Consider the following 14,163-nt stretch of genomic DNA (forward strand, 5'->3'; position numbering starts at 1 on the left):
CTTCTCTTGGGGTTTTCCCTTTTTATGAGAAGTAGTCGTTATTTAGTTGGTTGATCTCTTTGACATGATTCATTTTATCAGCGATTTTTTTCTTTTTAAGCTTTTTTGAGAACTTTTTTATCTTTTTTTAACTTTATTTAAATTAATTTGAACTTGCTAAGTTTACAAGGCTTCAACTGTCATCATCCTTCACTGAAATTAACTTTTAGTGAAAATATATAAACTTAATGTTAAATATCATATTATGAATACATTCTTTCAGAAAATTAGAGTTTTATATTTTTAACTCAACTTTCGCACACAGAAATATGGAGACAGTCCTTGATATAACGAGGTAAAGAAGTAATCCAATTGGACAGTTGACACTGAAAAATGTCCATACTCAAATAAACCTTAGCTTCAGCCAAAGTTTGGAAAAGAGAAATCAATTGTAGTAAAGCCGTTTTAAAGTCCATCTCCTTTACTTCGTCACATAGAAACAAGAATAAGTTGCCCATGGTCTTCGGATCCTCTTCTTTCCGAAGTTGCCAAGCAATCAAGATATACCGAGTGAAGACAATGGTAGTATGGCTAATCATCATGTCATAGGAACGACCTTGAAACTCTTTGGCTAAATGTAAAAACGATTTACTGAATTTAAAAAAGGTTTCAATGTCCCAACGCATCCCATAGATTCGAACGATTTCTTCATTAGACAGCGTGGTATCTGTACTCAAAATGGCTAGCCATTCACTTTGGTTGTTTCGATTCCGCACAAACACGATTTTCACTGGTAAACCCGTATGAAGGGTTGCGTGAATCGAGCCGAGTGTTTCTTTTTTGCCAATGTCTCGTTTCGCTTTTCGATACAGTTGTTCCAAGGTTAAACGTTCTCCGTTGAAAAGATACCGTTGTTTCAGCTGTTTGACCATACCAATGACAAAAAGGCCTTTGGAGTGAATCTTCTCCACCAACGGGGCATGAGTAAACCATGTATCCATGAGCACATAATCAGCGAAAATTCCTTTATCCAATGCATGTTCTACTAATTTCAACACCATGTTTGGTTTTGCTTCCAATGCCTCGAGCCGTCGTTTGTAGCCTGTGGTTCGTTTATCAATGGACGAATGGATTTCGTTCAAGCGATTCTTTTGGTTCGCTGAACTCAAAAGAGCGAAATCGATAGGTACAAATGTAAAGCCATCGGACCATCCGAGCGTTAATAGTTGAAAACCATTGACAAACTGACGAGTGGAATGATCGAATACTTTAGCTAGAAGCTCAACCGATTTACTACGGTTACGAGAATAAATCGAATCGTCTACAATAAACACGGTAACACGGCGCTTCGAAATCGTTTGTTTCACACGACGAATCACTTCGGAGCTCAGAGATAGTAAAAAGGTTCTCCAGTTATACGTAGACGAGTTCAAAAAACGATAAATGGTATCTTTTCCTGGTAAATCGGCAGCCTTTTTGCTTTGTAAGGCGTGGTACCAGTTTCTGTATTGAAAAACAAGAAGAAATAATAGTTGAAAAATCGATAAACAAGAATAACCACAAGCCTTGATAATTCCTGCTTTTCTTAAATGATTACCAATTTGTAATTCAGAAAATCCGTCTTTTATTTCTTTTGGTAATTGCGCAAAATACTCTTTTTTCGTTATCATAATGGTGACACCTTTCTTTCTTTGGTTTTTTTGGTTTGGTCACCAATAGTTTACCAAAAGAAAGAGGTGTCTTTTTGTTTTTTAGACGAATTTTTTCAGTGTCAAGTGAATATGAGATACCCAAAGAAACCTATCAAATCAAGGATTATTCATAAATTTTTCACTGCGAAAGTTGAGTTTTTAATAAATTCAAAATTATTTTTTTGTTGTCTCAAGTTATCTATCACTGGCTCATACTTTTCAAGAAACTCAAGAATTGCCAGAGAATAAACCTTGCCGGCAGGCAATGAAACTTGTTTAATGAATTTCTTCATCCGTTCTAAAAGAGCTTTATCCGTTTTGAAAGATCCAGTCACAGTTTCATAGTCAAGCGGTAGCTGAATTAAAGCCGTTAAGAGATCAACTTTCCCACTAACATTTGATTGATTTGTTTGTTCTAATACAGAACGCTTTCTTTTTGACGGGTACGTGATGACCTTTTCAAGCGGCTCCAGTTCTTCATCACCTTCATATATCCACTTGCCTGTTGCTTTATCTTGCCTATAACCTTCCTTAATCATTCGCTGGCGCAATGTTCCTTTTGAAAAACCCTTCTCTTCGCTTAATTGATAAATATCCATTCCTTCTTCGTTCACCATTTGAATTAATTCTTTTACTTTCATGTTGTCCTCCTAATATAATTTTCTAGGGTTTGCTGAAATTCTTAAAGAGTATACCTTCGTATTTTTTTCTTTTTAAGGTTTTGCTAAAAAAATTTTTTAGGAGGCTAAAATAAATTAGCGTATACATTTGTCATTTCATGAAACAATACCATGTTGTGAAACTTTACTGCAATAAACTTTAATAAACATTCTATTAAGTATTCGAATGTACGGAAAATAAAGGTACGATGATTTATGAAAAATAGATCACTCTAAGCGAACGCTCTTCTTGTCCGAAGAGTGTTTTTTGTTTCCTGAAGCCCAGTCACTAAATGAATCACCTTATTAATAACCTTGTGAACGGTTCATTATTATTCACCAGCACAGTCACGATAGTTCATTGCCTTTCAATCCCTTACTGGGAGCGAAATGACAATGAATAAAGTTGGCTTGGGTAATCATCGGGACAACCGTGACTTAGTTCTTTTTCCCACAGCTTGATATCAACTAAAAGGAGGATTTTCACAGTATGAGTAAAATTAAGTTATCAGGTCGTGATCAAGACATCTTGACAACGTTATATCGCTTTCGAGGAATGACAGCCTTACAATTAACACAGATAGTGCATAACAGCTGGGAACCTAAAAATTCACAAAAATCTATGATTCACAATTATTTAAAACGGCTTAAAAAACAAAAAATCATCACGTCCAAAAAACTAGAAGATGAGATTAGCTTGGGGTCAATCTATTACTTAACACCGAAGGGTTTTCAACTAGCAAAAGATGTATTGAATATAGAAATAGGTCAGGTAGGAGAAGGGTTCAAGTTTGCTGATGAAATAGAAGGATTTCATACCCACGCAGATCTTGAATACAGCATCTATAAACCACCGCTAGAACAAATCTCGCATCATTTATTACTAATCGATTCATTGATCAAACTTGAATTCCTCTATTCAGAAGAGCAGATTGATTACCGTTTATCAATGTATGCTACAAGGGAATATAAATATAAGGAAATACAAGGAAAGTTAAGACCTGACAGTGAACTACATCTTTCAGATGGCCGAAACTACTTCATAGAAATCGACAAAGGAACGGAAAGTTATCAACAACTATATGAAAAATTCATCAACTATAGGAATTATTTATCGCAAATAGACATTAACAAGTTTCCAGCAGGAATCTTATTTATCACCGATGCGAAAAGACAAATTTATGGATTGAAAAGAAGATGGACAACAATTTTAACCGCCTATATGAATGCAATGGACAAACTTGCTGTAAGGGTGAACTTAGTTCTTTCTCCTCTTAACAAGTTGGAAGAAACCGTTTTATTTGAGATAAAGCGACTTAAATATAACCAGATTGCAGCAAAGAGTTTGAAAGATTATCTGGCTAGTCAAGGAAATCATTCTTACCGAATTAAGCTAAGTGGCATAGATCGTTCACTTTTGTATGCTATAGTAACGAATGGCAATAGGCAACAGCTAGTATTCTCACGAGTTGTAAATGAATACGAATCTGGTGCCTATAGCTACTTTATTTACCTTTTCCAGAACATCAAAGCTATTATTAAAACGGAAAATATTTCTACGTTAAGTCCATTGGGTTTTGAGCAGTCTATTTTATTCTATAAGAGCCATTTACCTTGTTTACCACTCCGCTTTCCAGAAGATAAATGGCCAGAGAAGCAGCAAACTGCTATTGAGTTGCTTCATGATAAATTAACATGGTTATCTCTTTAGAACATCGGTTTACCCCGATGTTCTTTTTTCTTTTTAAGGCTATTTCGATAAACAAATAAATACCTGAACAACCACGATGTTTTTTCAAAATATAAAAACGAGTAAACCCATGTTTTACCGGCTTTACAAATAATCAATATTCAACTGACGTTCCTTGAGAAACCCTTCTATAATTTCCTTTAACTCTTTCATTTTGAATTACGGAATTCGCAGCAATGGTTTCTTTTCACTTTACAATATTTCGTCTTCATTCGATCCCTATCCAAGCATTCTTGATAGCCTTCTTCCCCTCCGAACACTTCAACCACTTGATAATGATTTTATCCAAAATATTCGATTAAAAATTGAGATATGAAAGTTTATCCATAAAATGCTTTATACCTTTCCTTTTAGGGGCTTTAGGGTCTATCAAGGAATCGCCTTTCCCTAGAGGAACATCTTGAGCAACAAGTAATTCCAATATTTTAGGGAATTTAGGGCCAACTTTACTGTTTTTTCAATCTTTCTTCGCCAATTTGAAAAAAAGTTAATATTTTTTCAAAAAAAGTTATTCCAAAGTATTCGAATGGCTAACGATTGCTGTTATCTTATTTAAGCTTAAAACAGAACAAAAATCTAAAAAGAGAAAGGATTGAATGCGCAAATGCGTACAAACGAAAGCAATTTAACCGATATGCCTCTTAAATTATCTAATAAGGACAAAGAAGAAGTTCGAAAGGACCGAAAATTATCGAGTGTAGAAGAAAGTAAATTGTTTAACGATGTAATGATAGAGGTCAATGAAGAGCATAAAAGAATTAGTTCTGACAACTATGCCTATAAGGAAGTAGAGTGGGAGGATCCAGTAATCATTGATGAATATAACACTCCTGCATTTCCAATTGAGGTCCACACTCCAATAATTCGAAATATGATCAATGCAGTTGCAGAATTCACTCAAACGCCTCCTGATTTAGCAGCAATGGTGGCAATAGGAGTGTTATCTACTGTTTTAAGTGAAAAGTTTGTGATAGAACCAAAGGCCGGCTGGAAGGAGAGCCTCAACACTTACACGATGCCATTGATGGAGTCATCAAATCGGAAAACTCCTGTTTATCTTAGTATGACAGAGCCAATTTATTCGTTTGAAAATGAACTGATTGAAGAAATGAAATCTAAAGTAAAAAAAAGAAAAGTTGAACGAACCGCTTTAGAAAAGCGAATTGAAAAACTTCAAAATGACTTCGCAAAAACGAAGGATCCCGCAATCAAAGAAGAAATAAAAGATGTTGTCGATGAATTAGAACAGCTACCTGAATTGTATTTACCATCTTTATTACTTGATGATGTAACCCCAGAAATAGTAGTAACTAGACTAAAAGAAAACAACGAGAAAATCTCTATTATGTCAGCAGAAGGAGACTTGTTGGAAAAACTAAAAGGAAAGGGTACAGATAAAGTAAAGCTAGATGTTTTTCTGAAAGGATACAGTGGTGATCCACTCAGGGTAGACCGAGTTGGACGTGGAACAGAAAGATTGAATAAGCCATTGTTAACAATTTGTATATCGGCACAACCCAGTGTCTTACAAAGTATGCCAGAATCTCTGCATGATCGTGGATTTATCCCACGTTTCTTATTTGCTGTTCCGAATGATTACGTTGGTTATCGTGATCCAAATTCACCACCCATTCCGCAAGAGATACGAAATCAATACACTGCTTTAATAAAGAAGTTATTAAATTTCAAGACGAAAGATCCAATTATATTACGCTTTGATGAAGCGGCCAAAATGGAATTAGTCAAATTTCAATCTGAAGTTGAAATGGAGTTCCGAGAAGGCGGGGTTTTGCATGATAGATTAAAATCTTGGGGCGGAAAACTGGTTGGACAATTGGTACGAATTGCAGGACTTCTGCATGTTTCTCATCATGCAGAAACAGCCACTAGCATCGCAGAAATACCAACAACCATCAATATAGAAACATTGGTCAATGCTTTTCAATTAAAGAATTATTTTATTTCTCACGCAGAAAAAGCCTTTGGAATAATGAAGCAAAATCCATTACTAGTAGATGCTCAATTTATCTTACAGAAGATTTTAAATGAAAAAGAATTAATCATCAGTAGACAAACCATTTGGCAAAAAACAAGAAAAAGAATCGAAATTGCTGAACGATTAAGTAGGGCCTTTGATGTTTTAGAATCACGTTATTATATCCAACGAGTATGGGGCGGAAAGTCGGGTAGAAAAGAATTTATTCATGTGAACCCTTTTTTGTTTCAATCAACGAATTTAAACCCTAATAGCCCTAACATATTTAAAATAGTTGGGAATACAAGGGTAAAAGAAGGGAAACAAGACGACCTAAAGGCTCCTAATTTCCCTATTAATAATGCCGAAATACAGAAAAAATATAAAGTGGTGCAGGAACTTTGACCATTACAGAGTTCCTTCATCACCTAGAAACTAATGATGTTGACATTTGGATCGATAACAGCAAGTTATATATAGGCTCGGAAAGAGATTTTGAACTTCCAAAGTTTAAAGCAAATAAAGAAGCCTTAAAAAAGCGGCTGCTAAACAACGAATTTACTAAAAGCCGCGGTTGGCTCGTTGGCAATTTTGGTGAGGTGTATGCCTATCAATATAGCCTTAATGGTTATGTCTTTATCGAGCGTAATGAGGACGAAACCGTTAATGTTTACCGCTGCCAATTTAATCAAGACGGAAAAACAATAAATATTAAGGGTTTGCGTGAAAGGATTTCATTTTCCGAGGCCTACCAAAAGGCAAAAGCATTCTTAGATTGGTTTTACTCTAAAAATCCAAGTTTAAGAAAAGGAAGCTATTAATCTACGCCAATGTAAAATGGATTATCCTTTGTAAAAGTTTAAGTACGGAACGATAGACTAAAAAATGATCTTATTTGAAGTAATTTAACATCTACAATTAACCGACAATAAAATTTGTCGGTTTTTTTGTCTTAATATTAGTTACGATGTGCGGTTACTAATAAAAGGAACAATGAGTATCTATTCTCCGGTTTCTTGTCAACCATTATAAACGTAACCAACTATAATGGCTGTATCTTTCAATCGTCCGCTTTTATCGCTCTTTTCATCTTGTTCCACTTGCTACTTCACTTTCTCTATAAAGGAATTGACTGGTTCTTTTTCCACACCCATTTCAAGAAAAAATTTCCTAGTTCTTAAAGAAACCAACTCTCAAAATTGTTCATTAGAAACCGGAGAAGATAGTTTTTAAAACTAGTAGAACGCATTCCAATATTTCGTTACCAAAAGTGTATGCAGACTTTTCCATGTTCCTCCACCCTTATCTATTTTCATCTATTGTAATAAAGGAACGAATCAAAGCATAAAAGAATAAGAGGAGAAAGAAAAACTCTATGGAGAGATTTATCTCCATAGAGCAATTCTTCTATCTTGCTGATTTTATCTTTGTTTCGATAGCCGCCCAAACATAATCGACACTTCACCTGAAGGAAAAATCAACCGGTTGTGTTCATCAAACCCCAGATAGTTGGACATAGCAAAGACAATAAAGGATTCCCCTTCCAACAACTTTTCAATATATTGCGCTCTAACTATTTCCTTCGCTTCATCCAAAGAAAAAGCTTCCACCACTGTTTCTTGATAGTCCATTTCTTTTGTTGATCGAACAACACAATAGTTTTCCATTCCTAAATCCCCACTTTCTGTTGATAAATAAAAAAACATCAAAATAGAATGACTGATTTATTGCCGAACATCCTATCCCGATGATTTTTACCTGAGTTCACCTGACCCAAAAGGCCGCTTTTATTTGTTTCTCTTTTCATTGATAAGAAAATAGATGATTTTAAACATTATACCTTCGTTTCTACGCCGTTTTAACTCCACTGTATACAAAAAAGAAGAGAATGAACTTTCTATTCATTCTCTCCGTCTCCCTCTATTTCCACTTTCCCATTTGGATACTCTTTCACAATACCTTTTTCATTTTTGTACACGATATAAGTATTGTGTATCTTTGCATCAATTCTCCCCCTTTCTCCAGTCATACTTATATACTTTTGCAAAGATTCACGGCTTATATTCCTCATCATTTACAATTTGTAGATCATATGCGAATAAAAAAGCCGGAAGAACATTTCCTGAGTCATACAACAAATCATAATGTAAAAACCCAAAGGAAAAGGATTTTTAGCATCGAATCAAGAGAATAACTTCTCTATATCCACCTTGAAATTTGGCAATACGGTAGAGTGCACAACTCCATCGTCTTTTGCTACATCCGCTTGTCGATATTGACCTTCTTCGTCCAACGCATAGACCTGAACCGTGTTCAGAAGTGGATTTACAATCCAGTATTCCTTGACACCGTATTGCATATAAAGATTCAATTTAAAAACTAAGTCATGTGATTGATTAGATGGACTGATAATTTCGATAATTATGGTTGGAACTCCAACGTATTTGACTTCATTTAATCCGGTTTTATCACAAATGACGGATAGATCCGGTATTACAATTTTTGTACCAACCATATTTTCGTTTTTCAACTCTACATCAAAAGGAGCATGAAATACTTCACAATCTTTACCTTCTAACAAATTGAATAATTGTGCATGTAACCTTCCTGATATCCTTTGATGTTTCGTAGATGGAAAAGGTGACATAAATATGACTCCATCTATATACTCTAATAATTGCTCTGTATTTTCTCTCAGCTTGTAGAATTCTTCAAGGGTTGAATGATTTTCTCTTGAAAAATTCATTCTCGATTCCCCTCCAGTGATTAAAACGCACATCATCTTTAATTTTTATTATATGTCTTTTTTACAGAAAAGAAATTCTTCATTATTCCATAATTCTTTAAATCAGGTTGTAATTTGAAGACAATTTGGCTTAGACCAACTTTACATGAACAGGCGGGCATGATAGCCATGTTGTGCAAAGCCAGCCCATGATACTGCCGGCTTCTTGGCTTAATAGTTATGCCCGCTGAGCTCCATGTCAAGTTGCAATACTCTTCATTCCTCGCTGCACAACTCTGCATTTTCCAATTGCACAAAACATACAAAAGGAGGGAAACTTTGCTTTTGAACCAATATAAAATTCACTTTAATTAACCATTTACTCTAATCGAGCGATACTTACCATTTCACCTTCCACCGGCAAAACAACTCGTTTGTTATCATCAAAATCTAACTGACGAACAAAGGGAAAAATGTAAAATGATTCGCCTTCCAGCAATGTCTCCATATATTGTTCTTTTACAATGTCACACGCTTCAGCAAGCGAAAAAGCCTTCACGATTTTCTCTTTTACATCCATTTCTTTTTTTGAACGAATGAGATAAAACTTTTTCATGCTCAGAACTCTCTCCTTCTATGGATTAATGTGTGTAAAATAAAAAAACATCGAAACAGAATGACCGCATTTTTGCTGCACATCCTATCCCGATGATTTTTAACCTGCGTTCACCTGACACCAAAAGGCCGCTTTTATTTGTGTTTCTCTTTTCAATGATAAGAAATTAGATGATTTTAAACATTATACATTCTTTCCTGCGACGTTTTAACTCCTGCTGTAACAAAAAAGAAGAGAATACTCTTACCTTAATTGATTACCATGCGTAAGTTATTGCTGTTGCTTCAAAAGTTGCTCAAGCGACAAGTACGTGAATCAATGAATAAGGGGATCAATTGCCCGGATATTCCGGAGTTTATTTCTCTTTATCACCATCACCTTCTTTCACTATTTCTATTTTCCCGTTTGGATACTCTTTAACAATGCCTTTTTCATTTTTGTACACGATGTAGGTATTGTGTATCTTTGCATCAATTCTTGCCCTTTCTCCAGTCATACTTATATACTTTTGCAAAGATTCACGGCTTATACGCCTCATCATTGATTTGCTCCTTCCATAATTCTTGATTATCTTTATTGTATAATAGAAACAGGAAAAAAGATCCCAAGGACATCCAATTTGTTCAGTTATGCATAACCAAAAATAAAATGAACGTCGCAACGTAAATCGTTGGGAGTATCTCTTGACATGATTATGCTGCTTGCAATTTTTTTTGGTGATGAAATGAATTAAAAATTTAGTTGAGTCAAGAACAATACAAAAAGAAAATAATGACAGAGATCGTAGAAGTCATCAGGAGGTACCGACAGTTTCTGTTTAAATTTATGAATATTCAACCACTATATTTATGATTTGAGAGTGATTATACTCTAAACATAGTTAGTCATTACATTAGAGAGTATGTATCAGCACAAGATGGATCTTTTACCATTAAGATGAGAAAAAAGAAGAAAAAGAAAAGCCCGTAGATATCTCTCTACAGGGCTTTTCTATATTTTTAGAGCGGTGAAAGGCACCACTTACCTTATTTACGGTAATACAAAATCGATTACATCAGCGTTAGTATTACCATTAGCATCTTCAGCTTTATCTGCTGCAACTTCAAGTTTATTGCCGGAAACTACACTCAATGCATTAGAAGTACCAGCTTTCAAAGTAATTTTGAAAGTTGTAGCATATCCATCAGCATTTGCGTCTACAGCATTAATTGTAGAAGCACCTAAATTCGGAGTATTTGTAGCACTTCCAGCAGCTATTGTGATGTTTTTAATTACATTTCCAGTATCTACTAAGTTAGAAACTTTAACTGGTTCACTGAATTTAAGTGTAATTGTATCATTATCAGCATAAGTACCAGTATTAGCTTGGGATACTGTTACAGCACCAGTCGAAGCTGCAGCTGGAGCAACTGCATCATTAGCAGTAATAGTGAGATATGAAATTACTCCATCTTTTTCAGCAATTAATCGGAATTTAGCATCATTTTTAGTAAATACTGTATCATTTTTAACATCAGTAACAGCTAATGTAGTAGGAGCTACTTCATCGTCGTTAATACCAGTGACACCATCAACATTGGCTAAGCTATAAGAAACATCATCTTGAGTTATAGCTTTATATCCGCCAAATTGGTCTTTTACCCAAACATAGAAGGCAGGTGTACCACCATCTAAACCATTGCTATCTGTGTAAGCTTTCTTGTTGGCAATTGTTGCAGTAGAAACGTCTGACGCATCCGAAGTACCTACAGGTTTATTTTTGAATGAAATGGATTGTGCTTTTGCATCGTCTTTAGATACTGTGAAGTTTTGAGACACAACTTTAACAGTATCATCAGCGTTAATTGTAAAGCTGATATTACCAGTCAAATCAGTAGTACTTCCATCTTTTTTCGTAAAATCATCATCGTCGAATGCCGTTGTCGTGTATAGATAGTAACTACCGTTGTATTCAAATAAACCAACATGATCAGCTACATCTGTTCCTGAAGCATTTTTCAATGTGATTTTTGGACTACCTACTACCGCAGAAGTTGGAACCTTAGTTACATTACCATTAGCATCAGTTGCATTTAATTGAACTTTTTCTGCATATCCACTATCCACAGCAGCTTTTTTAGCAGTAGATGTACTAAGATCTGTAATTTCTACACTTTTATAAAGCGGATCAATTGCTGGGATGCTATACGACACTTTAGTAGAATCATTAGCAACCACATTGATGGTGTATGATTTTTCTGCTACAACTGTGCTACCTTTTTTAAGTTGAGCTTTAATAGTAGCAGTACCTGCTTTTTTAGCTTGAACGTCAACGTTCGCATTATTAACAGCGTCTTTGGTAGATTCATCAGAAGTAATAGCAAGTACGTCAGAATCACTTGTTGTATATTCTACAGTGTAACCATCTTTAGGTTTATCGTAAGTAGTACCATATTGGTCTTTTACATCAAATGATAATGTTTCTGTAGCACCTACAAGCAGACTCGTATCTACAGTAGTATCCTTTTTAGTATCAATTACAGTAGGAACTGCTTCATCACTAGCCGTTACTGTTAACGTAGCTTTTTGACCATTAGCTAAAGTAACCGTGATGTTAGCTGAGTCACCTTTTTTAGCAGATGCACTCGGTTTGATTGCTAGTTGACCATAATGATCATTGCCTGCAGTTGTAACTAAATGCAGATTAGCAGAATCGCTAGCGTCAACTACTTTTTTATTATCAGAAGATAATGTGATGTCTGTAGTATTTAAGTCTTTCGGTTCAACTTTATTACCATATTTGTCTTTTACAGTAAATGGTACATAGATTGTGTCATCAGAACCAGCTGCAAATTGTGCAGAAGATTTATCCAAAGCAATAGTATATGGAGCGCCTTTATCTTCATTTACAGTAATATCCAGTTTAGAAGTTTGGCCGGTAGCCGGTGTTAATACTGTTAATGTTACATTACCAGCTTTACCAAATTTACTGATCTTTAATTTACCTTCATCAGTAACTGAGATATCATTTGGATTTAAGATTGAATCATCGCTTGAAATGAATTGTACAGCTTTAGAATCCAGATCATTTTGAGTTAAAGTATAATCTTCACCTAAAGTATTTTTAGCTGTATATGTTACTTCCACATTTGTGCTATCTTTAGGAGTTAACATCGTTTGATCTTTTGGTAATACTACATTACCAAGGGTTACAGTTCCAACAGTTGCTTTGTTCACAACGTTTAATGTTTTTGTAGCTGTAACACCATTGTAAATTACAGTCACTTGAACCTCGTCTTTAAGATCAGCACCCCTTGCATCTAATTGGAATTTACCAGCAACAGGATTGATTGTTACACCTTTTGTCTTATCATAAGCAGCAATTTTCACATCAGAAGCTGGTACTGTTGCTTTTTCGCCATATTGATTAATAAAGTCAATTTGTAATGGTGCAGTATCAGATTTTTGAAGTGCTTCATTGTTAATAGAAATAGATTTTACTTCTTCTGCTTCTACTTTTACAGTATTAGTAGCGTTTTGAAGCCCATCGATTCCAGATACTGTCACAGTATAATCAGCAGGAGTGAAGTTTCCAGCAGTTTTTTCTAAAGTAGCTTCAGTTTTGTCAGCGTTCCAAGTTACTTTTACATCTTCAGTAACAGTTCCGCGAGTTACAGCAAATTTCGCTTTACTATCATCAACAGCTTTGCTGAAAGTTACTTTAATTTTATTAACGTTAATCGCACTTACACTTTCAACTTTTGGAGCTACTGCTTTAACTACAACGTTAACAGAAGCTTTCAGATCAGTACCGTCAACTGTTCCTTCAACTTTGTAAGTACCTGGTTTAGAAGTATCCACTTTAGAAGTATCCCATTTTACGGATGCTTCTTTTTCGGATTTGTCAGAGTAAACAACCGTTACTTTTTCTGGAAGCTTAACATCTTCTAATTTTGTTCCTTCGTCAACGGTAATGTCATCAATAGATTTGATGCTTTCTGGTACCGATTTTTTATAGTTCATTGCTTTATAAAGCAATTTTGCGAAGTCACCACGAGTGATCTTTTGAGTTGTTCCGTATGTAGTATCGGAAGTACCACCAGTGATTCCAGCACCGTAAAGAGCTTCAATGTAAGGTTTGAAGTCAGCTGTTAAATCTTTGAAAGGTGTTTCTTTCGCTTCATCTTTCAAAGTAGGATAAGCGTTAACTAAGATTTTTGCCATTTGACCGCGTGTAAGTGGAGAATTCGGATCGAATTTATCTTTAGAAACCCCACTGATGATTCCTTTAGCCACAAGTGCGTTCACAGCACCTTTAATCTTGCTGTTCACATCTTTGAAACCAGCATCCGGAGCATTTTTCGTGTCAAGTTCTAACGCTCTAGCGATGATGACAGCTGCATCGCCGCGTTTCAAAGATTTGTACGTACCGAATTCAGTTTTGCTGACTCCTTTAACGATGCCTTTGCTGTACAATTCGCTGACAGCTTTTTCATAATTTTTGTTTACATCGTTAAATGGAAGATTTTCAGCAGCAAATGCCGGCGTAACAGCCGTTGCTACCAATGTTGCTGTTGCAGCCGTAGCCACAAATTTGCGATAAGACTTTGGTTGGTAAGCCATTCACTATTTCCTCCCCGTTTTGTAATAGTACATATGAAAACGACTGAAAAAAACACAATCGTTTTTACCAAATCCATCTAAACCTTCCATAAGCCAATTGTTCCATAAAAATGAACAATATGGGCAAATTGGCAGATTTAAACTCTTCTTTTATTCTATCAAACCA

At 35.3% G+C, this 14,163-nt stretch carries 10 protein-coding genes; 3 read left to right on the forward strand and 7 right to left on the reverse strand.

Annotated elements, in window-relative coordinates; genetic code table 11:
* Nucleotides 1-287 precede the first annotated feature (287 nt).
* Complete coding sequence (locus tag NST12_RS15335) at nt 288-1,649, reverse strand: IS4 family transposase (RefSeq protein WP_003353499.1); 1,362 nt, start codon at nt 1,647-1,649, stop codon at nt 288-290.
* A 149-nt stretch (nt 1,650-1,798) separates the two neighbouring features.
* Complete coding sequence (locus tag NST12_RS15340) at nt 1,799-2,311, reverse strand: hypothetical protein (protein WP_341101904.1); 513 nt, start codon at nt 2,309-2,311, stop codon at nt 1,799-1,801.
* 508 nt (nt 2,312-2,819) lie between these two features.
* On the opposite strand from NST12_RS15340, the gene NST12_RS15345 reads away from it, so the two are divergent.
* The 3 genes from NST12_RS15345 (at nt 2,820) to NST12_RS15355 (ending at nt 6,875) form a co-directional block, all read left to right on the forward strand.
* Entirely contained in the window at nt 2,820-4,040 is a 1,221-nt protein-coding gene (locus tag NST12_RS15345) for a replication-relaxation family protein (RefSeq protein ID WP_341101907.1), read from the forward strand.
* A 643-nt stretch (nt 4,041-4,683) separates the two neighbouring features.
* Complete coding sequence (locus NST12_RS15350) at nt 4,684-6,459, forward strand: YfjI family protein (RefSeq protein ID WP_341101912.1); 1,776 nt, start codon at nt 4,684-4,686, stop codon at nt 6,457-6,459.
* On the forward strand, nt 6,456-6,875 hold the full coding sequence (locus NST12_RS15355; RefSeq protein WP_341101914.1) for a hypothetical protein: 420 nt from the start codon (nt 6,456-6,458) through the stop codon (nt 6,873-6,875). The genes NST12_RS15350 and NST12_RS15355 overlap by 4 nt, the downstream gene beginning before the upstream one ends.
* Before the next feature lie 600 nt (nt 6,876-7,475).
* On the opposite strand, the gene NST12_RS15360 is transcribed toward NST12_RS15355, so the two are convergent.
* The 5 genes from NST12_RS15360 to NST12_RS15380 all read right to left on the reverse strand — a co-directional run bounded on the left by NST12_RS15360 (nt 7,476) and on the right by NST12_RS15380 (nt 13,997).
* On the reverse strand, nt 7,476-7,721 hold the full coding sequence (locus NST12_RS15360) for a hypothetical protein (RefSeq protein WP_341101917.1): 246 nt from the start codon (nt 7,719-7,721) through the stop codon (nt 7,476-7,478).
* Between the two features lie 515 nt (nt 7,722-8,236).
* Complete coding sequence (locus NST12_RS15365; protein WP_341101919.1) at nt 8,237-8,800, reverse strand: Uma2 family endonuclease; 564 nt, start codon at nt 8,798-8,800, stop codon at nt 8,237-8,239.
* A gap of 358 nt (nt 8,801-9,158) precedes the next feature.
* A complete protein-coding gene (locus tag NST12_RS15370) occupies nt 9,159-9,395 on the reverse strand; it encodes a hypothetical protein (RefSeq protein WP_341101922.1) in 237 nt (78 codons plus the stop codon).
* A 355-nt stretch (nt 9,396-9,750) separates the two neighbouring features.
* Entirely contained in the window at nt 9,751-9,936 is a 186-nt protein-coding gene (locus NST12_RS15375; RefSeq protein WP_341101925.1) for a hypothetical protein, read from the reverse strand.
* 488 nt (nt 9,937-10,424) lie between these two features.
* Complete coding sequence (locus tag NST12_RS15380) at nt 10,425-13,997, reverse strand: S-layer homology domain-containing protein (RefSeq protein ID WP_341101927.1); 3,573 nt, start codon at nt 13,995-13,997, stop codon at nt 10,425-10,427.
* Nucleotides 13,998-14,163 lie beyond the last annotated feature (166 nt).

Source organism: Bacillus sp. FSL W8-1127, assembly GCF_038006725.1.
GTDB lineage: Bacteria > Bacillota > Bacilli > Bacillales > DSM-4216 > Bacillus_O > Bacillus_O smithii.